The following is a 21,660-nucleotide window of genomic DNA, read 5'->3' on the forward strand; positions in this document are numbered from 1 at the left end:
TTAAGGGAGAGCGTTGACTATGGGCAGCAGAAATTGTGGGGGTGGAAAGAATGGTTAGGCTAATATCTATTTCTGTGGTGCTAATTTGGATGTACTTCTTAGTTGAAAGGTCTAAATTCTTTTTACATATGATGCAACTAGAAGGATATAAAGGAGAACAGTATAGAAGATGGTTACAAAAAAGTGAAAAAGTATATAGCAAAAGATTGAAAAAATATACTCTATTAATTACTACTATAACCTTACTGTTCATAATTGAAATCATAATTTTAGCTAAATATGAAAAAATACTAAATACAATTTGGCTTGGTCAAATTGTACTTTGGATTATTTTGATGACAAGAACGTTGAATGAAAAAGATAAAGAAGCAAAGAAGCCCTTGGTACTTACCAATAGAGCTAAACGACTATTTGTAACCAATTTCCTATTAAACATTATTGCTATATTAATGATCTACATACTTTATATGATGCTAATAGATGAAGTATTGTTATTCTTTCCCGTTATGCTGTTGTTTGGAACTTTTCTTTACTATTTACAGCCAGAGATCCTATATTTTTCAAATATAATAGTCAAACCATTGGAGGATAGGATAAATCTCCATTTTTATCGTAAGGCACAACGAAAAATAAGCTCTATGAATAATCTTCACGTCATAGGAATAACTGGTAGTTTTGGAAAAACCAGCACTAAGTTTATAACGGGAACCATATTAAAGGAGAAATATAGGGTATTGAATACACCTGAAAGCTATAATACTCCGATGGGCTTAAGTATGGTAATAAATAATCAATTAAATGAAAAACATCAAGTATTTATTGCAGAAATGGGAGCTAGAAATATAGGGGATATTAAAGAATTAGCAAAACTTACTAAACCAAGAATTGGAGTTATTACTTCCATAGGTCCTACTCATTTGGAAACATTTAAAAATTTAGAAAATATAATGAAGACTAAATTCGAATTAATAGAGGAATTACCTACAGATGGAATAGCAATACTAAATTATGATGATGAACATATTAAAAAGTTGGCAGATAAAACCTTTAAAGAAAAAATACTATATGGGATGGAAGATGTAGATAAGCTGGATATATTTGCAGAAGATGTGGAAGTATCTGAAAAGGGATCTACTTTCACCATAAAGGACAAAAAAGGCAATAATATTAGGTGTACAACTAGATTGTTGGGTAAGCACAATATATACAATATATTGGCAGGTGTTTCTGTAGCCATAGCTATGGGGATGAACTTAGAGGAGATAAAGAGGGGAATAGAAAAGATAGAGCCTGTTCCTCACAGGTTGAACATAATAAATCCAGGAACAGGAATAACAATAATTGATGATGCCTTTAATTCTAATCCTATTGGTGCTAAAGCAGCATTAGAAGTGCTTTCCCAATTTAAAGAGGGGAGAAAAATAATAGTAACTCCAGGTATGGTGGAACTAGGTGCAAGGGAGGAAGAAGCAAATCGAGAACTAGGGGTTAATATCGGCAAGGTATGTGATTTTGCTATCTTAGTAGGAGAAAAAAGAACCATCCCCATATATGAGGGATTGATGGAAATTGGGTATAATAAAGATAATGTATTTGTAGTAAGTAGTTTAGATGAAGCTACAAAGATAATACAGAAAATTGCAAGGCCAAAGGATGTCATATTATTCGAAAATGATTTGCCTGATAATTATAGTGAGTAGTTAGGAGGGAATTTAGTGAAAAAGAAAGTAGCCATCATTTTTGGTGGAAGAAGCGTTGAGCATGAGGTTTCAGTAATTACTGGATTGCAGGTAATAGAGAATATAGATAAAGATAAATATGATGTTGTTCCCATCTATATTGACAAAGAAGGTAAGTGGTTTACTGGCGATAGCTTATTGAAATTTGAGAATTTTAAAAAGGACAATTTAAAGGATTTGCAAGAGGTTACCTTTTCACTAAACCCTGATGACCATAACCTATATCTTCATCCAAATAGTATTGGATTGTTTAGGAAAAAGGTACTGGATAAAATAGATATTATCTTTCCTACCATTCATGGCACCAATGGTGAAGATGGGACTATCCAAGGAGTATTTGAATTAATGAATGTCCCCTATGTGGGTGGTGGAGTTCTGGCGTCTTCCGTTGGTATGGATAAAATACTTATGAAGGAAGTATTTAAAGCTCAAGGTCTTCCCATAGTAGACTATCTTTGGTTTTACAGAACTAGATGGTTGGAGAATCAGGAAAAAATTTTAGATGAAATCGAAGAAAGACTGAGTTATCCCCTATTCGTAAAACCAGCTAACTTAGGCTCAAGTATAGGGATTTCTAAAGCTAAAGATAGAGAAGGGCTTACTGATGCTATTGAAATTGCTATTAGATATGATAGAAAGATAATAATTGAAAGGGCTATTAATAATCCAAGGGAAATCAATTGTGCTGTAATGGGATATAATGATGATGTTATAGTATCCCTTTGTGAGGAACCCTTAGGTTGGGAAGAGATATTAACTTTCGAAGACAAATATATAAGGAGCAATATGAAAGGCATGGGTAAAGAAGGCAGTAGGAGAATAATTCCTGCAGATATAGGAGATGTTTTAAGGGAAAAAGTTGAAGAATTGGCTAAAAATGCTTTTATAGCCATCGATTGTAGTGGAAATGCCAGGATAGATTTCTTAGTGGATGAGAGTGAAGTTTATATAAATGAAATTAATACATTACCTGGCTCAATAGCTTTCTACCTATGGGAAAAGAAAGGATACCCTTTTAATAAGCTAATTGATGAGATGATTAATATTGCCTTTAAAGTACATGAGGAGAAAAATAAAAATATGTATATTTATGAAGCAGATCTATTTAAAAAGGTCCATTTAGGGGGCACTAAAATGAACAGCCTGAAAGGTATTTAATGACTAAAGAACTGCAATACTACTTATAAAGGTAAAAGATTGGAGGATAACATGGGGATAAAACAAAATATAATAGACTTCATGGATGAAAAGCTTTATAAACCAATGCTAAAAGAAGAACTGGCCATCCAATTTGGAATAGATATGAGGGAAATGGATTCTTTTTACAAAGTATTGGATGAAATGGAGAAGGAAGGCATTATCATAAAAACTAGGAATGACCGCTACGGCCTAGTTCATAAGATGAACTTAATAGTGGGTAGAATTGAAGGTAATGAAAAAGGATTTGCCTTTTTAATTCCTGAAGATAAGACGAGAGAAGATATATTTATTCCAGCAGAAGAATTGAATGGGGCAATACATGGCGATAGGGTAATAGTACGAATTGTAAAAAAAGGCCTACAGGATAGGAAAGATGAAGGTGAAGTAATTAGAATATTGGAAAGGGTAAATGAAACTATAGTGGGGACTTTTGAAAGCAGCAAGAACTTTGGTTTTGTCATTCCTGATGACTCAAGAATTGCTTATGATGTGTTTGTTCCAAAGAACCATATAAATGGTGCGAAAGATAATCAAAAAGTGGTAGTGGAGATTACCAGATGGCCAGAAAAGAGGAGGAATCCAGAAGGTAAGATAATTGAAGTATTAGGCTATGTAGGTGAAAAAGGGGTAGATATATTATCAATAATAAAACAGTACAAATTATGCGAAGAGTTTCCTGAAAAAGTTCAACAGCAGGCATCTAGGATTAATCAAAAGGTAACAGAAGAGGAGATAAAAAACAGGGTAGATTTAAGAGATTTAAATACATTTACAATAGATGGAGCAGATGCAAAGGATTTAGATGATGCAGTATCTATAGAAAAAAAGGGCGAAAACTATAACTTAGGAGTTCATATAGCAGATGTTTCCCATTATGTGCCAGAAAGGTCGCCATTAGATAAGGAGGCCTTTAAACGAGGAAATAGCGTTTATCTTGTAGATAGAGTAATTCCAATGTTACCTAAGGAGTTATCTAATGGCATTTGTAGTTTAAATCCAAATGAGGATAGGTTAACCCTATCAGTTTTCATGGAAATAGATAAAAGCGGAAATGTAGTAAATCACGAAGTAGTAGAAGGAGTAATTAGGAGTAAAGCAAGACTCATATATGATGATGTTTCTGATTTACTGGAGTATGGTAAGGATGAGGCTTTTAAAAATTTAGATGATATAGTTGGAGATTTAAGGTTAATGGAAGAATTGGCTAATATATTACGACAAAAAAGGGAGAGGCGTGGTAGCATAGACTTCGATTTTCCTGAGGCAAGGATGATACTTGACGAAAATGGCATTCCCGTAGATATAGTAAAAGAAGATAGGAGAATAGCAAATAGCATTATAGAGGAATTCATGTTGGTATGTAATGAAACTATTGCTGAATATATGTACTGGTCAGAGATGCCTTTTTTATATAGGATCCATGAAGAGCCCGATACGGAGAAAATCGAAAGTTTCAATAGGCTTATCCATAATTTTGGCTACTTCATAAAAGGCAGCCAGGATATTCATCCTAAGGAATTACAAAGGATAACTAAAGAGGTCAAAGGAAAAAAAGAAGAAACCCTAATAAATACTCTACTGCTTAGATCCCTTAAAAAAGCTAGATATAGCAGTGAGCCTGATATTCATTTTGGTTTAGCTGCCAAATATTATACTCATTATACAGCACCTATTAGAAGGTATCCAGACTTACAGATTCATAGAATTATAAAGGCCTTCTATAAAGGCAAGCTTACTTCCAAGGAACAGGAGCGCTTAGAAGCAGTACTACCAAAAGTAGCAGACCATACATCTATTACGGAAAGGACAGCTGAGGAAGCAGAAAGAGCAGTAATGGACTTAAAGGTGGCTGAATATATGTCAAAGAGAATAGGCAATGTTTACGAAGGGATAGTATCATCCCTGACCCACTTTGGCATGTATGTGCAATTGGAAAATACGGTAGAAGGATTAGTGCATTTTAGCAACATGTTGGATGATTATTACTATTTTGATGATGAAAATTACTATATTATTGGTGAAAACACTAAGAAAAAATATAAATTGGGAGATGTTGTCAAGATTAAGGTTATAAAAGCTGACTTAGTCAATAGGACGGTCGATTTTATGCTTGTATCTTAAGCTAATATTGGGTAGACCAATGTGTCTACCTATTTTGCATTATGTTAGTACTTGTGAAATTATATTGACATCTCAAGTGAGGGCTGATAAACTATAGTCTAGATTGATAAGTGTGGTGATTTGTATGAAAAAAGATGATGTTAAAATTGTAGCAACTAATAGAAAAGCAAGGCACGAATATTTTATTGAAGATACCATAGAAGCTGGAATAGTTTTAAAAGGAACTGAGGTAAAATCCATTAGATTAGGAAGAATTAACGTTAAGGAAAGTTATGCAGTTGTAGAAGATGGAGAGGTATTCATTTACAATATGCATATTAGCCCTTATGAGCAAGGTAATATTTATAATGTAGATCCAATTAGGAAGAGAAAACTATTACTTCACAAAAGGGAGATTAAAAGGCTTTCTGCAGCAATAATGCAAAAGGGTTATACCATAGTACCTCTTACCGTATATATTAAAAAAGGCCTGGTTAAAGTGGAATTGGCAATAGCCAAAGGTAAAAAATTATACGATAAGAGGGAAGCTATTGCTAAGAGGGATGCCGAAAGAAGAATGCAACAGCATACATCTGCAAAATATAGATAGTAGATATGATCGAAATGCAAGCTAGACTTTATTTGAGTTGACATAAAATATAAGCTTTGCTATAATATTATGTGCCAAAATTGAATATGGGGGCGAAAAGGTTTCGACGGGGATATGGAAACAGGAGTAGCGAGTCGTTGTGGTCAAGCAACGTTAAAAAATGACACTAAAAATAAACGCAGACGATAATTTAGCATTAGCTGCTTAATTATAGCAGCTCGTCCTACCCAAGAATCCCACGCCTTGGGATAGGGCGCCAACTTAGTGGGGAACCGCGCCTAGCTTTGCTTCGGGCTAGGAACGGAAGTAAGAAGCTACTGAAGCTAGAATCCTGTCAGTAGGAGTCTAGCGGAGGGAATGTCAAAATACTGACTGCGCTCGGAGAAACTCCTGTGGAAGTATTTTCGGACGTGGGTTCGACTCCCACCGCCTCCACCATACATAAACTCTAGTGAATGCCACTAGAGTTTTATAATTTAATAAAATCAATATAGAATTGTTCTTTTTTTAAAATTTTTGGTAATGGGAAAAATAATTGGGTAAAAACTATAGAAATGCAGTAAATATTAAGGAGAGATTATTGTGAGAAATAGATCTTATATTACGATAGTGGGAGGAGCCAATATAGATATTATTGGTATTCCTTATGATAGGCTTAGGTTTAAGGATTCCAATCCAGGAAAAGCCACCATAACTCTGGGTGGAGTTGGCAGAAATATAGGAGAAAACTTGGCTAGATTGGGGATTGATACTAAACTTATAACCGTTCTAGGGGATGATTTGTTTGGAAGAATGATAATGGAAAGAGGTAGAGATATTGGATTAGATATGTCAGAATCTCTAATCCTTAAAGATAAGCAAACTTCTACATATCTAGCCATACTAGACGAAAATGGTGATATGAACTTGGCCTTATCATCTATGGATATCCTAAAAGAAATGAATATCCCCTTTATTCAAGACAAGAAGGATATGATAGAGAATTCCAAACTTTGCATAGTGGACACCAATATACCGATGGAAGTTTTAAAATATATGGTATCGAATTTTAAAGTGGATTTCTTTTTAGATACGGTATCCACTAGAAAAGCCAAGAAGGTGAAAGATATATTAGGTTATTTCCATACCATAAAGCCTAATAAATTAGAAGCTGAAATATTATCGGGAATCGAGACTAATGATGAAAAGAGCTTAAAAAAAGCTGCTTCTCACTTCATAGATATTGGAGTTAAAAGGGTATTCATCACCTTAGGAGATCAGGGAGTATATTATCTGGATAAATTGAATGAAATTTATATTAAAGCTCCAAAAATATCTGTTGTAAATGCCACAGGAGCGGGGGATGCTTTTGTGGCAGGGTTAGCCTATTCCTACTTCCATGAATTGGAAGTGAAAGAAACCATAAAAATCGCCATGGGGGCATCTATCGTAACATTGGAGAATGAAAATACCATAAATCCAGATATAACAATAGAAAATATTGAAAAAAGAATAAAGGAGTTGAGACTATGATTAAAAATTTTATGCATATTAAGGGAGAAGTAAAGAAGGCCTTAGAGGAAGGAAGATCAGTAGTAGCTTTAGAATCAACTATTATCTCTCATGGAATGCCTTATCCTAAAAATGTGGAAACTGCCCTAGAGGTAGAGAGAATAATTAGGGACAGGGGAGCTATTCCAGCTACTATTGCCATATTAGATGGAATAATTAAAGTTGGGTTAGAAAAAGAAGAGATTGAGTATTTGGGTAAAGCAGAGGGTGTAATAAAGGTAAGTAGAAGGGATCTACCCTTGATCTTAGCTAAAGGGCTTAATGGGGCCACTACAGTAGCATCTACCATGATAATAGCTAATTTAGCAGGCATTAAGGTATTCGTAACAGGAGGTATAGGTGGAGTTCATAGGGGAGCGGAAAAGACCTTTGACATATCTGCAGATTTACAAGAACTAGCCCGCACCAATGTGGCTGTAGTGTGTGCCGGTGCCAAGTCCATATTGGACATAGGACTTACTCTTGAATATTTGGAAACCTTTGGGGTACCAGTTATAGGATTTAAAACCGATGAATTCCCAGCCTTTTTTACTAGAAAAAGTGGTTTTGGCGTAGATTATAGAGTAGATGAAGAAAAGGAATTGGCAAATATTATAAAGACTAAATGGGATTTGGAATTAAACGGAGGAGTGGTAATTGGAAACCCAATACCAGAAGAGTACGAATTGGATTATGAATTAATCAATAAAGCGATAGAAGATGCTTTGAAAGAAGCTGAAGAAAAAGGGATTAAAGGAAAGGAAGTAACTCCATTCTTGTTAGATAAAGTAAAGAATATTACAGAAGGGAAAAGTCTTGAAGCCAATATAAGATTGGTTTATAATAATGCATTGGTTGGTGCAAATTTAGCTATTGAATTGGGGAAATTATATAAAACTAATAAATAACATAAGACCTCATATATTATGTATCTCCTAATTAGAGCCTTCTTGTAAAACAGTAGGGTTTTGATATAATATTATCAAACAAACAAATTTTGGCAAGGAGGTACATATATGAATGTTTTAACAGCAATAAAAGGCAGAAGAAGTATTAGAAAATATAAGGATAAGCCTGTGGAAGAGGAAAAATTGTTAAGAGTTTTAGAAGCTGCTAGACTTTCTCCTTCAGCTAGAAATGGACAGGACTGGAAATTTATAGTAGTTAGAGATTTAGAAATTAGAAAGAAGCTTACTGAAGCCATAGGACAGCCCTTCGTAGGAGAAGCTCCAATAATCATAGTTAGTTGTGGTACCAATCCAGAAGCCATTATGAGGGGTGGTCAACCCAGATATACGGTAGATCTATCTATTGCTACAGCTTATATGATATTAGAAGCCTGTGAACAGGGATTAGGTACCTGTTGGTTAGGTAGTTATGACGAGGATAAGGTTAAAGAGGTATTGGGGATTCCAAAAGAGATAAGGGTAGTAGCAATAACCCCTCTAGGTTATCCTGATGAATCACCTGACCCAAAACCTCGAAAGGAATTAGATGAGATAATTAGTTATGATAAATACTAATGGGCCTTAATGAAAACCATTAAGGCCTATATTAATATAAAGGGTTAAAAGGATATTGAATTATTTGTTATAATATCAAGCATGTTGAAAAAATATGTGAAAGGGAGAATAGCATATGTTAAAGAAACTTAAAGGCATAGAGCCAAAGGTTCATGAAGATGCTTTTGTGGCGGATACAGCTATGGTCATAGGTGATGTGAACATAGGTAAAGGTACAAGTATATGGTATGGAACTGTATTAAGAGGAGATATTGAAAATATTACTATAGGCAAATATTCAAATATTCAAGATAATGTAACTGTCCATACAGAAACAGATATACCTACTAAGATAGGGGACTATACTGTAGTGGGACATAATGCAATCGTACATGGATGCACAATTGGAGATAATTGCCTAATTGGAATGGGAGCAATTATTTTAAACAACGCTAAAATAGGAGATAATTGTATTATTGGAGCTGGAGCTTTGGTGCCAGAAGGTAAGGTTATTCCACCAAACTCCTTGGTAATGGGGGTACCAGGTAAAATAATAAGGCAGGTTACAGAAGAAGAAATAGAAGCCATAAGAGAAAATGCTCTTAGATATAATAGATTATATAAAAAACATATATAATGGGCCGATTATAACCTTGATTAGAAATCTTTTCTAGTCAAGGTTATATTTATTGAACAATAGATTGACTTTCCAAATTAAAAAGGTTAAAATTATTTAACAAGTATAAAATTTAGTTACTTATAGTAAAAAACGTTTAAGTTCATACATCTATAAAGTTTTGGAGGAATGTTAATGGAAAGGAATAGAAGTACAAAGGAGAAAAAAACTATCGCTTCTGTTATTAAAGCGATAGAAGTAATTGAGTTTATTGCTGGCTCAGAAAATGAAGTAGGAGTTACCGAAATCAGTAATGGACTAAATTATGGAGTAAGTGCTACCTACCATTTATTAAACACCCTTAAGGAATGTAATATAGTAATTCAAAATGAAATTACTAAAAAATATAGTTTAAGTTTAAAATTATGGCAGATTGGCATGTTAGCGTATGGACAGAATCATATATCCGTAGTCTTAAAACCCTATTTGGAAAAACTAAAGGCTCTTACAGGTGAGACAGCTAACTTAACGGTGATGGATAATAAACAAATAGTTTATATAGCCCAAGCGGAAAGCAATAGATTGGTTAAAATGTTTACAACTATAGGAGCTACAGCACCTTTACATTGTACAGCTGGAGGCAAAGTATTATTGGCCTTTAAACCAAAAGATATTAGAAATTCCATATTAGATGAAATAGAATTGATTAAATATACCGAAAATACGATAGTCAATAAGGAGGAATTCCTTAAGGAATTAGAAGAGGTAAGGAAGCAAGGATTTGCTTTTGATAATCAAGAGAGGGAAATAGGTGTTAGTTGTATAGGTGCACCAATATTCGATTTAAATGACCATGCTATTGCCTGCATTACCATATCTGGTCCAACAGCTAGATTTACTGATGAAAATAAAAGGAAATGGGTCAATATTGTATTACAAATAGCTGAAGAAGCTACTAATCATCTGAAAACTATTAATTAACCACAAATGATCTTTATAAAAAGCTATTTCAAATTAGCTTATAGCTAATTTGAAATAGCTTTTTAGTATTTAGAGCTAAATTTTCGACATTTACTTGACATTGAGGTAAAATAATAATATGATATATTTAACAAAATTAAAAGAAATTTAACAATGGTAAAAGATCGGAGGGGTAAGAATGAAAAAGGAAATAGTGATGATGGTAGGTCCAACCTTTGTTCCAGAAAAAGTTCTTAAAGCAATGAATAGAAAGAGTATATCTCATCGATCAGAGGAATACTGTAAGATACATGGAAAAGTGGTAGAAGGTTTAAAAAGAATATTTGGAACGGAAAATGAGGTTTTAATACTTACATCATCTGGAACAGGAGCTATGGAAGCAGCAATTCAAAATTGTTTTTCCCCAGGAGATCAGGTAGTAGTACCTGTGATTGGAACTTTTAGTGAACAGTTTGCAAAGATGGCTGAATCTCATCAGTTAAAAGTTGTTAGGGTGGAATTCGAACTGGGAGAGGCAGCAGATGTAGACAGAGTTATGGAATATGTAACTGAAGAAACCAAAGGGGTATTCGTAATACATAATGAGAGTTCGACTGGAGTAACAAACGATTTAGAATCCTTTGGAAAAGCCTTGGAAGCAAAGAATACTTTATTAATAACTGACTCTGTAAGTGGAGCAGGTGGTTTAAAAATGAAGATGGACGAATGGAAAATTGATGTAGTATTGTGTGGTTCCCAAAAAGCTTTAATGGTACCTGCAGGCTTATCATTTATATCATTGAGCCAAAAGGCTTGGAAGGCCACGAAAAGTTCAAAATTACCAAAGTATTATTTCGACTTAAATAAAGCAAGAGAATTTCAAAAGATAAATCAAACTCCTAATACTCCAGCAGTTTATAATGTATTCGCCGTAGAAGAAGCCTTAAATATGATATTCGAGGAGGGATTAGAAAATGTATATAAGAGGCATATCAATAATACTAATCGAATTATTGAAGGAGTAAGAAAATTAGGATATGACATATTTCCTAAAGATGATAGATATGCTTCTAAAACCTTGACTGCTGTCTATGCTCCTGGAAAAGCTAAAGCGATAGTTAAGGGACTAAAAGAACAAGGAGTAATAGTAAATACTGGACTATCTCCAATAGAAGAGGATGTATTTAGAGTTGGGGTCATGGGATATGTGTTCGAAGAAGATGTAGGAGGCTTTATAGAGGCATTGGCTAAGTTAAGTTAATAATGGGAAATTAAAAAGGATTCCTTTCTAATTTAGAAAGGAATCCTTTTTAATTTCAAAATTTTGAATACAATTTAATAATAAAATAATTTGATAATAAATTCACCATGTGATAATGTTTTAATAGATATTATTTAGTTTGGGATATTGCTATTAGGTTAAGTTGTATATTTTAAATATAATGGGTTAGCTGAAAAAGGAGGAAATCCCGATATGGGTGTGTTACTTGAAAATCTGTATAAAATGCCTTGCTTCCAAAACACAAGGGTTGTTGCAGGTAGAATCCATAACAAAGAGATTTATGTAGAAGGTATTACAATAATTGAAGCTCCAGATATAGCCAATTGGATAAGAGGGGGAGAACTACTATTAACTAGTTTCTATTCCATAGATAAGGATTTAGAAATACAAAAAGAGATAGTCAGTAAATTAAGTCAAAAGGGTGCAGCTACTTTAATTATTAAAACATCTAGATTTCTATCAGAAATACCGAAAGAAATAATTGAATTGGGAAACCAATTAGATTTTCCAATAATAGAAATGCCTGGTCATGTAAAATACATAGATATTATGTATCCGGTAATGGCTGAAATTTTCAACGACCAAGTAAATAGATTAAATTATTATAAAGCCTGTCATGAAAGATTCACCGATATAACCCTACGAATGAAAGGAATACCCAGTATTGCTCAAACATTAGAAGAATTAGTTAAAAACCCTGTCATAATATTCGATAATAAATTTAATCCCATAGTTTGTAATGATGAAAAGTATAAAGATATAGAAATTCAAGTAGATAATCTAAAACAACTGGTAAGGGACAACTATCCAATTTACCATACAGAGGTAAAAATGGCTAATAACACAGATTCGAAATACCTTATGATTACAGAACCCATTGAAGTATTAGACCAGATAAAGGCTTATATAGGTATTATAGAATTGAATGATAAAATAGAAGACATGTGTTTTATAGCTTTAGAAAGTGCTGCTACAGCTTTAAGATTTGAAATGTTGAAGGAAATTGCTATTACAGAGGTAGGATTGAAATATAAAGGGGATTTAATGGATGATATATTAAATGGTAGGTTTGACTCCATTGATAATATTTATAGTAGAAGTGCAATATTTGGATGGAATTTGGAAAGACAATTTATAGTTATATTACTTTATATTAGCCAGTATGAAGAATATATAGACAATGAAAATGATATTACCAAGGGTCCCCATTTAATTAGGGAAAAAATCATGAAAATAGTCGACAGAGTATCGTATTACTATACTAAGGATCAAATATTCTATAATAGGGGAGATAGTATCGCTATTCTATGGCCTAAAAATGAATCGGAAGATTTAAACTTAACATATAAGAGGATTAAAAGATTTACTCAGGAAATTCAAGAAATAGTAAATGTTGATATAGGGCAAATATCTATTACCGTAGGTATTGGTGGATTGGCTGAAGATCCGATGGAAATACAAAGAAGCTATGGAGAGGCTTTAGACGCAATAGAGTATGGTAGAAAAATACAAGGTGAAGGTTCAGTTATTGCTTATGATGAGCTAGGCATATATAAGCTACTTTGCAGCTTTGATAACAAGGATAAACTAAAAGAGTTTGTCCATCCTAATCTATTAAGACTCTATGAATATGATAAGGATAAGAATAATGAACTAATAAGCACTTTAGAAGTGTATTTAAAGTGCAATTTAAATGCCGTTAAAACTGCTGAGGAATTATTTGTCCATTATAAAACTGTATTATATAGGCTAAATAGAATTAAGGAGATAACCAATTTAGACTTAGAAGACAGGAATAAAATGTTAGAAATAGAAGTAGGCTTGAAGATTTTAAGGATAATAAATTAAGGTAAGAAAGATCCTTACCTTAATTTATATTTCTGGGTCTCTATTGCAATCTTTAGAATAGATATAAGAAAGGGGCTCATGGCCCACTGCATATGTAGCTTGCTGGATAAAGGGTCCCATCCAAATGAAATCTCCCTTCTTAACGGGAATCCATTTATTATCAAGGTTATAAATTCCTTCTCCGGAAAGCAAATAAGCTCCATGTTCTTGAACGTGCGTTTCAATAAATGGATGAGAACCTCCTGGTTGAAATGTCAATATATGCATATTCATATCGAAGGCCATATTCGTTGGAAGCAAATCTATTAGGGTTACATCTTCCATCCCCTCATAAATATTTGCTTCTAAATTATTTATATTATTACATACAACCCATGGCTCTGGAATTCCTTCCACAGGAATATATCTTTGTTTATATAAAATAAGCTTTGCACTGGAACTCGAATTGTTTTCTAATAACATGCTTAATTGGGGTGGGCAGTAAACATAACCACCTTTACTCAATTCGTATTTTGTTCCATCAACTATTACATCTAAAGCACCTTCTCTTACGAATACGAAGGTTTCTATACCATTTCCACCAAAGGGCTTGGTGGTTTTTCCTTCCGGTTCCATGTTCATTAGGTACTGAACGAAACTAGCCCCTAGTTTTGGGGAAGCAATTATACTTGTAGTACATTTTTCAAAATAAGGCAATTTATTATTAACTAAGCCTTCAGGGGGAATAATGGCATATCTGCCGTGTTCAATAATGGCTCTAGTACTTAATAAATCTTTGGGGTAACTCATTATATATTCTCCTTTCCTATTGTATTCCACAACATAACTTTGACTATATTATATCAATATAAAACATGTTAAAACTTTATCCAATATGGATAAAAATAATATTTGGTTTTATCCATAAATGATGTTTAGAATGATGTACAATAAAGTTAAATAATTAACAAACTTCATGAAGTTTCATAAAGAAAAGGAGGAGGAGAATTGATAAGGAGAAACAAAGATTATAAAGTAGAAATAATTGAAGGACTAAAAGGTGGAAAGGGATATGTAACTGTAGTCAACTTCTTTGAAGAGGAGGATTTTCTAGGCAAAGGAAGGTTATATGGAAAATCGATTATAAAACCTGGTTATTCCATAGGCTATCACACCCATGTAGGAGATCAGGAGGCATATTATATTCTAAAGGGAAAAGCTTTATACAATGATAATGGGGAAGAGATGATATTAGAACCTGGGGATCTTGCCATATGTAAAGATGGAGAATCCCATTCAATAGAATCTATTGGCGATGAAGATTTAGAATATATCATGCTTATACTCTATAATTAATTTAACGAAGATCTAATGATTTATTCAATATTATAAATTTAAGAGGTGGGAAAATGATTTCAATAGAGGATATAAATCTAGAAAAAGAAATAGTACATTATATAGATTGGTTAAGCAGTTTTGGTAAAAATGGAAATGGTGGAATTACAAGATTATTATACACAGATGAATGGAAAGAAGCTCAAGATGGTTTAAAGAATTTGATGGAAGAGCTAGGTTTCGATACATATTATGACAAGGTAGGAAACCTATTTGGAAGATTAAAAGGTAGTCATTATATCGATGAAACTATATTAACTGGCTCCCATATAGATACAGTGGTTAATGGTGGGAAATTGGATGGGCAACTTGGTATAATCGGAGGTATAATTGCTCTAAAATATTTAAAAGACAACTTTGGACAACCACTAAGAAATATAGAAGTTGTATCCATGGCAGAGGAAGAAGGAAGTCGATTTCCATTTGCATTTTGGGGTTCTAAGAATATAATTGGCGGTGCTACTAAAGAAATGGTTGAGAACTTAAAAGATGCTAATGGTTTAAGTTTCGTTGAAGAAATGTATAGATTAGGTTTCGACTTTAATGACGATGACTATAAGGGAAGGGAGGATTTGAAAGCTTTTGTTGAACTCCATATTGAACAAGGTGGCGTTTTAGAAATAGAGAAAAAATCAATAGGAGTGGTTCACCATATTGTAGGACAGAGAAGATTTACAATCAAGGTAAAGGGAGAGGCAAACCATGCAGGAACTACACCTATGGGATACAGGAAGGATGCCTTATATGGTTCTAGTAAAATGATTAGATCTATAATTGATAAGGCAGTAGAATATGGAGATCCTCTAGTAGCAACCGTAGGGCGTTTGGAAGTAAAACCTAATACTGTCAACGTAGTCCCGGGGGAAGTAGTATTTTCATTGGATATAAGACATATATGCAAAGAGACAATAATTGAGTTTACTAATGAAGTCGAAAAAATAATAAATTATATTAGTTCAAAAATGGGTTTAGAAATAGAGATTGAAAAATGGATGGACTGTGATCCTATTGCTATGGATGAGGAATTGGTAAATTCCATAAAAAATAAATGTGAAAAAGAGGGACTAAATTATAAATTAATGCATAGTGGAGCTGGACACGATTCTCAGATTTTTGCTAAGGTTATCCCCACAGCAATGATATTTGTACCAAGTCATAAAGGAATTAGTCATAGCCCAGAGGAATTTACTGCACCAAAGGACTTGGTAGAAGGAGTAAAAGCCTTAATAGAAATTCTTAAGGATTTAGCATATTAATAGTTTGTGGATTGATTTTCCATTATATAATCTGGTATCTAAGTTACCTCATATCTAATACAACAAAAAATTATGAAGGGAGATGGAATTATGTCACCGAAAGGAAAAAAGAAAGTTTCCTTAACTACTAAAATAATAATGGCAAGTGTTTTGGGGTTAATAATTGGAGCAATCGTAGGCCCTTGGATGGAAAAGATTCAATTTATTGGCACCATTTGGATCAGGCTTATTCAGATGTCAATCGTAGCTTTGGTGATGACTTCTGTTGCTAGTGCAATAGGAAATATTGAGAGTGCTAGTGCAGGTAAAATGAGTTTTCATACATTTAAATATATTATACTTTTTACCCTTTGTTCAGCCTTTTTAGGACTAGGCTTATCCTATTTATTTAAACCTGGGGTAGGAATTACACTTGATGCAGCAGTTGAAGCTACTACGAATCAATTATCTGATGTTTCAGTGATTGATACTTTAGTCAATTTTGTGCCAACCAACATATTTAGTGCTATGAGTAGTGGCTCTACCATACAATGCATTATATTTTCTCTAATATTTGGTATTGCAGCAGGAGGATATGCTAGAGCTACCGGAAGGAATAATGTTCTATTGCTTATTAAGGATATTAATGGGATTATTATGAGAATTATAGAGATGGTTATGAAATTAGCACCTATAGGAATATTTTGCTTGCTTGCCCCTGTTGTAGGAACAACTGGCTTTGATGTTATTTTCCCTATGCTTAAATTCCTTCTTGCACTTTTGGTAGGCGACATTATCCAGTTCTTAATATACTGTCCTTTAACAGCCTTTAGATGTGGGGTAAATCCTTTAAAGATGCCTAAGAAATATGCTAAAATGTCTATTATGGCACTTACTACTACTTCTAGTGCAGTATGTTTACCAACTAAGATGGAAGATTCAGTTACAAAATTTGGAGTAAGCCGTAGAGTAGCTGATTTTACTGGACCTATTACTATGACAATGAATAGCTGTGGTGCGGTTCAATGTTATGTTTTAGCTATTATGTTTATGGCTCAGGCTTCTGGCATTGCCCTTACAAATGTTGAAATTCTTACAGGTGTTTTGTTGGCATGTATGATGTGTATGGGAACAATTGTAGTTCCAGGTGGATCAGTTGTAGTATATACTTTCTTTGCAACTGCCCTAGGATTACCACTAGAGAGTGTTGCAATTCTTATTGGAATTGACTGGTTTGCAGGAGCTCTACGTACTTTAATGAATGTAGATGTTGATGTGTTGGTAGGCATGCTAGTATCTAAGGATTTAGGTGAGTTTGATGCAGATGTTTATAACGATAAGAAAGAAGTGAAGTATGTCCAATATGTTGAAGCATAGAATGACGTTTGACTTTTCCAGTATTAAGTAATATAATAATTTTAACAGAATAAAAATAGTTTCACTATAGGTAAATATCTTGAACTGTAGAATGGATTTAATTCGCATTTGTAGATTGTTTACTAATATTTGGGAGGTTAGTGGAGATGAAAAATAGGAAACTGGTTATGATTCCAGGGCCAACACCTGTTGTCAGGTCTATACAAGACCAAATGGGAAGAGAAACAGTAGCTTTTGGAGATCCAGATTTTGTAAAAGATTTTAAGGAAGTAATAGGGGATTTAAAGGATATATTTAAAACGGAAGGAGAAGCCTTCGTTGTAGCTGGAACTGGAACCTTAGCTATGGAAATGGGAATAGCCAATATAACTAAAGAAAGCTATGATGTATTAGTAGTATCTCATGGATTTTTTGGTGATCGCTATGTAGAACTATGCCAAAGAAAGGGATTAAAGGTAGATGTGCTAAAATCTGAATGGGGAACTATTGTACCTGTTGAGGAAATAGAGAAAAAATTAAAGGAAAAGAATTATAAAGCTATAACCGTTACTCACGTAGATACCTCAACAGGAATATGTGCACCGCTGGCTGAAATAGGAGAAGTAGTTAAAAAGTTTGAAGACACTCTGTTAGTTGTAGATGGAGTATGTGCCACAGCAGCAGAGCCGGAATATCTAGATGAAATGGGTATAGATGTTTTAATTACCGGTTCCCAAAAAGCCTTTGGAGTAGCCCCAGGTTTGGCCATAGTACTAGCTGGCCCTAAAGCGTTAGAGAGGAGAAAATCTTTAGGCACCATTAGAGATTATTATATTGATTTTGAAAAATGGATTCCAATAATGAGGGACCCAGCCAAATACTTTGGTACACCACCAGTAAACTTAATATGGGCATTAAAAGAGTCTCTAAGGATTATGAAAGAAGAGGGAATTGAAAATAGATACAAAAGGCATATTAGAGTAGCAAGAGCTATGCAAGCAGCATTGGAAGAATTAGGATTTACCCTATTAGCTGAAAGAGAACATAGGGCGGTAACTCTTTCTAATGTATTGTATATGGATGGTATAGAAGATGGAGAGTTTAGAAAGGTATTAGCAGAGGAAGGTGTTGTAGTAGCAGGTGGACTAGGTGCATATGCTGGAAAGATGTTTAGGCTAGGGCATATGGGTAACATTGATTTTCATGATTTAGTATCTACTATTTCAGCTATTGAAAGAACACTTTATAGATTAGGGATTAAGGATGTCCTTGGCAAAGGCGTAGGCAAACTAGCAGAAGAATTATTGAAGTAGTAACTCAAAATAAGATAGTTTCCAATAGGAAGCTATCTTATTTTTCTTTCCATTATATGTTATAATATTAGAAAACCTATCTAAGAGGTGAATATATGGTAAAAACAGATTATATAAAGTCGAAAGCAATAGAAATAAAAAATTGGGTGATAGAAATAAGGAGGGATTTTCATCAGCATCCAGAACTAGGTTTTGAAGAATACAGGACTAGGGACAAAGTAATTGAATACTTGAATGAGATGAGCATTGAAAATAAGATAGTGGCAAAAACGGGAGTAATGGGGATAATTAGGGGTAAAAGGAAAGGGAAAACTGTAGCCTTAAGGGCTGATATAGATGCACTACCCATGGAGGATAAAAAGGAGGTTCCCTATAAATCTAAGGTAAAGGGCAAGATGCATGCATGTGGTCACGACGCTCATACTGCTATTCTATTAGGGGCTAGCAGGATATTGAAGGATCTGGAGGATGAAATAAAAGGAAACATAAAACTGTTTTTTCAACCAGCAGAGGAAACCATCGGAGGTGCCTTACCCATGATAGAAGAAGGCGTATTGGAAGACCCCTATGTAGATGGAGTATTTGGTCTTCACGTAGATAATAGCATTGAAGCGGGACAGATTGGCATTAGGTATGGTCAAATGAAAGCTGCTTCTGATGAGATTAAGGTAAACATATATGGGAAAAATAGTCATGGAGCCTATCCTCAAGATGGAGTAGATGCTATCGCAGTAGCTGGTCAAGTATTAAACGCTTTGCAGATGGTAGTAAGTAGAAATGTAGACCCTAGAACTTCTGCAGTACTCACAATAGGTACTATTAAAGGAGGCTGTGCAGGAAATATAATAGCAGATAAGGTGGAAATGGAAGGCATAGTAAGAACTTTAAAGGCAGAATCAAGGACGTTAGTAATAGATAAAATAAGGGATATAGTTGAACAAATTCCCAAATCCTTAGGAGGAAGAGGAGAAATGATTAGGCAAGAAAGCTATCCACCTTTGATAAATGATGATTATATGGTAGATATTATAAAGAGTAATGGATTGGAGTTATTAGAGGAAGATAGTGTATATGAAATACCTTACCCAAGCTTTGGAGTAGAAGATTTCTCTTATTTTGCAGCTAATAGACCTTCCGCTTTTTTCCAATTAGGCTCTGGAAATAGAGAAAAAGGTATAATTTATGGGGGACATACACCTTATTTTGATATAGATGAAGAATGCTTGATTATTGGTGTTTTATTGCAAGTAAAAAATGCTTTAGAATTTTTGAATACAATGGAATAGGAGGGGATTAAATGGATTTTTTAGAGAAATACAATTATTGGATAAACAGTGAATATTTTGATGAAGAAACTAAAAAGGAGCTGGAATCCATTAAGGATGATAAAGGAGAGATAGAGGATAGGTTTCATAAGGATTTAACCTTTGGAACGGCTGGATTAAGAGGGAAAATTGGGGCAGGTACTAATAGAATGAACCGATATACCGTATCTTTAGCCACTCAAGGGTTGGCTAATACCATAAAAAAAAGAGGGAAAGAAGCCATGGAAAGAGGAGTGGCTATAGCCTATGATGTAAGGCATTTTTCAAAGGAGTTTTCAAAAATAGCTGCTAGAGTGCTAGCAGCTAACGGTATAAAAGTATATTTATTTGATGATATAAGACCTACTCCTTTATTATCGTATACTATTAGAGAATTAAATACCATCTCGGGAATTGTAATTACTGCCAGCCATAATCCTAAGGATTATAACGGTTATAAGGTTTATTGGGAAGAAGGTTCTCAGATACTAGATGATGTAGCTGTAGAGATATTGAACAATATCAATGATATAGGGGATTTTTCCAATATTAACATAATAGATTTTGAAGAAGGTATAGGTAGAGGGCTTATTCAATACATTGGAAAGGAAATAGATGATAAGTATGTGGAAGAAATTAAAGGATTGAGAATCAGTGATGATATAGATAGAGGGATTAGAATAGTTTATACTCCATTAAATGGTACTGGCAATGAATTGGTTAGAAGAGTTCTAAGGGAAAGGGGTTTCACTCAAGTATATGTGGTAAAGGAACAAGAAAAGCCAGATCCAGATTTTACTACTGTAGGATATCCAAATCCTGAAGACGTTAAAGCCTTTGAATACGCTAAAAATTATGGGAAGGAAAAGGACGCAGATATTTTAATTGCAACGGATCCAGACTGTGATAGGGTAGCTTGTATGGTTAAGAACCATGAAGGAGAATATGTCTTTTTAAATGGGAATCAAACTGGAGCGTTATTGGTAGATTATATATTATCTAATAGAGCAGAAAAAGGGGATGTCCCAGGAAACGGGGCAATAGTAAAAAGCATAGTAACGGGAGATCTAAGCAAAACTATTGCTGAAGATTATAACATAACTACCATAGAAACCCTTACTGGTTTTAAACATATTTGCGGAAAGGCCAATGAATTTGATAGGACGAAGGAGCATACTTTTATATTTGGATATGAAGAAAGTATAGGTTATGTGTATAGCACTATTGTTAGAGATAAGGATGGAGTCATATCTTCTATGTTAATAGCTGAGATGGCTGCTTATTATAAGAAAAAGGGCATTACCCTATTGGAGAGGGTGGAAGAACTATATGAAAAATACGGATACTATTTGGATAAATTAATTTCCCTAGTGTTAGAGGGAGTTGAAGGGCAAGAGAGGATTAAGAGGATTATGAATTCCTTTAGAAGTTTTCCTATTACTACTATTGAAGATATGAAATTGATAAAAACTATAGACTATTTGAAGGATCAAACTGGCAATCCTAAATCCGATGTATTGAAATATTTATTTGATGATGGCTCCTGGTATGCCATTAGGCCTTCTGGAACAGAACCTAAAATAAAGATATATATTTACTCAAAGGGAAAAAATAGGGAATTGGCTGAACACAAAATAAAGTGTATTGAGAAAGCAACAATAGAAAGAATAGAATCGATTAAATGATAAAAG

18 protein-coding genes and 1 other RNA gene are annotated in these 21,660 nt (G+C 33.9%); 18 read left to right on the forward strand and 1 reads right to left on the reverse strand.

Going from position 1 to position 21,660, the window contains the following annotated elements:
- Positions 1-50 precede the first annotated feature (50 nt).
- The 12 genes from BLV68_RS09465 (at position 51) to BLV68_RS09520 (ending at position 13,387) form a co-directional block, all read left to right on the forward strand.
- A complete protein-coding gene (locus BLV68_RS09465; RefSeq protein ID WP_093753188.1) occupies positions 51-1,700 on the forward strand; it encodes a UDP-N-acetylmuramoyl-tripeptide--D-alanyl-D-alanine ligase in 1,650 nt (549 codons plus the stop codon).
- Positions 1,701-1,715: 15 nt separating this feature from the next.
- Entirely contained in the window at positions 1,716-2,897 is a 1,182-nt protein-coding gene (locus tag BLV68_RS09470) for a D-alanine--D-alanine ligase family protein (RefSeq protein WP_093753190.1), read from the forward strand.
- 51 nt (positions 2,898-2,948) lie between these two features.
- Entirely contained in the window at positions 2,949-5,060 is a 2,112-nt protein-coding gene (gene rnr, locus BLV68_RS09475) for a ribonuclease R (RefSeq protein WP_093753192.1), read from the forward strand.
- Between the two features lie 124 nt (positions 5,061-5,184).
- Positions 5,185-5,649 (forward strand): SsrA-binding protein SmpB, encoded by a 465-nt coding sequence (gene smpB, locus BLV68_RS09480; protein WP_093753194.1) that lies wholly within the window; start codon positions 5,185-5,187, stop codon positions 5,647-5,649.
- Between the two features lie 88 nt (positions 5,650-5,737).
- Positions 5,738-6,087: a transfer-messenger RNA gene (gene ssrA, locus BLV68_RS09485) on the forward strand.
- A 144-nt stretch (positions 6,088-6,231) separates the two neighbouring features.
- Positions 6,232-7,161, forward strand: coding sequence for a carbohydrate kinase family protein (locus BLV68_RS09490; protein ID WP_159428669.1), 930 nt, complete (start codon positions 6,232-6,234; stop codon positions 7,159-7,161).
- Positions 7,158-8,087: a pseudouridine-5'-phosphate glycosidase gene (locus BLV68_RS09495; RefSeq protein WP_093753198.1), complete on the forward strand. Its 930-nt coding sequence runs from the start codon at positions 7,158-7,160 to the stop codon at positions 8,085-8,087. Before BLV68_RS09490 ends, BLV68_RS09495 begins: the two co-directional genes overlap by 4 nt.
- Before the next feature lie 108 nt (positions 8,088-8,195).
- Positions 8,196-8,702: a nitroreductase family protein gene (locus tag BLV68_RS09500; protein WP_093753200.1), complete on the forward strand. Its 507-nt coding sequence runs from the start codon at positions 8,196-8,198 to the stop codon at positions 8,700-8,702.
- A 115-nt stretch (positions 8,703-8,817) separates the two neighbouring features.
- Complete coding sequence (locus BLV68_RS09505) at positions 8,818-9,318, forward strand: gamma carbonic anhydrase family protein (protein WP_093753202.1); 501 nt, start codon at positions 8,818-8,820, stop codon at positions 9,316-9,318.
- A 174-nt stretch (positions 9,319-9,492) separates the two neighbouring features.
- Positions 9,493-10,278, forward strand: coding sequence for an IclR family transcriptional regulator (locus tag BLV68_RS09510; protein WP_159428670.1), 786 nt, complete (start codon positions 9,493-9,495; stop codon positions 10,276-10,278).
- Between the two features lie 178 nt (positions 10,279-10,456).
- Positions 10,457-11,518: a pyridoxal-phosphate-dependent aminotransferase family protein gene (locus tag BLV68_RS09515; protein ID WP_093753206.1), complete on the forward strand. Its 1,062-nt coding sequence runs from the start codon at positions 10,457-10,459 to the stop codon at positions 11,516-11,518.
- A gap of 213 nt (positions 11,519-11,731) precedes the next feature.
- Positions 11,732-13,387, forward strand: a complete 1,656-nt coding sequence (locus tag BLV68_RS09520) for a PucR family transcriptional regulator (protein WP_093753208.1) — start codon at positions 11,732-11,734, stop codon at positions 13,385-13,387.
- Positions 13,388-13,411: 24 nt separating this feature from the next.
- On the opposite strand, the gene allE is transcribed toward BLV68_RS09520, so the two are convergent.
- Positions 13,412-14,176: a (S)-ureidoglycine aminohydrolase gene (gene allE, locus BLV68_RS09525; protein WP_093753210.1), complete on the reverse strand. Its 765-nt coding sequence runs from the start codon at positions 14,174-14,176 to the stop codon at positions 13,412-13,414.
- Between the two features lie 198 nt (positions 14,177-14,374).
- Here allE and BLV68_RS09530 point away from each other — a divergent pair, with 198 nt between their 5' ends.
- The 6 genes from BLV68_RS09530 to BLV68_RS09555 all read left to right on the forward strand — a co-directional run bounded on the left by BLV68_RS09530 (position 14,375) and on the right by BLV68_RS09555 (position 21,654).
- Positions 14,375-14,722, forward strand: a complete 348-nt coding sequence (locus BLV68_RS09530; protein WP_093753212.1) for a cupin domain-containing protein — start codon at positions 14,375-14,377, stop codon at positions 14,720-14,722.
- 53 nt (positions 14,723-14,775) lie between these two features.
- Positions 14,776-16,017, forward strand: coding sequence for an allantoate deiminase (gene allC, locus BLV68_RS09535; protein WP_093753214.1), 1,242 nt, complete (start codon positions 14,776-14,778; stop codon positions 16,015-16,017).
- A 90-nt stretch (positions 16,018-16,107) separates the two neighbouring features.
- A complete protein-coding gene (locus tag BLV68_RS09540) occupies positions 16,108-17,373 on the forward strand; it encodes a dicarboxylate/amino acid:cation symporter (protein ID WP_093753216.1) in 1,266 nt (421 codons plus the stop codon).
- Between the two features lie 146 nt (positions 17,374-17,519).
- On the forward strand, positions 17,520-18,665 hold the full coding sequence (locus BLV68_RS09545; RefSeq protein ID WP_093753218.1) for a pyridoxal-phosphate-dependent aminotransferase family protein: 1,146 nt from the start codon (positions 17,520-17,522) through the stop codon (positions 18,663-18,665).
- A gap of 95 nt (positions 18,666-18,760) precedes the next feature.
- Positions 18,761-19,951, forward strand: coding sequence for a M20 metallopeptidase family protein (locus BLV68_RS09550; RefSeq protein WP_093753220.1), 1,191 nt, complete (start codon positions 18,761-18,763; stop codon positions 19,949-19,951).
- Positions 19,952-19,962: 11 nt separating this feature from the next.
- Positions 19,963-21,654: a phospho-sugar mutase gene (locus BLV68_RS09555; RefSeq protein WP_093753222.1), complete on the forward strand. Its 1,692-nt coding sequence runs from the start codon at positions 19,963-19,965 to the stop codon at positions 21,652-21,654.
- The last annotated feature ends 6 nt before the right edge of the window (positions 21,655-21,660 follow it).

The sequence above is a fragment of the Tepidimicrobium xylanilyticum genome (genome assembly GCF_900106765.1).
In the GTDB taxonomy this organism is placed as follows: Bacteria; Bacillota; Clostridia; order Tissierellales; family Tepidimicrobiaceae; genus Tepidimicrobium; species Tepidimicrobium xylanilyticum.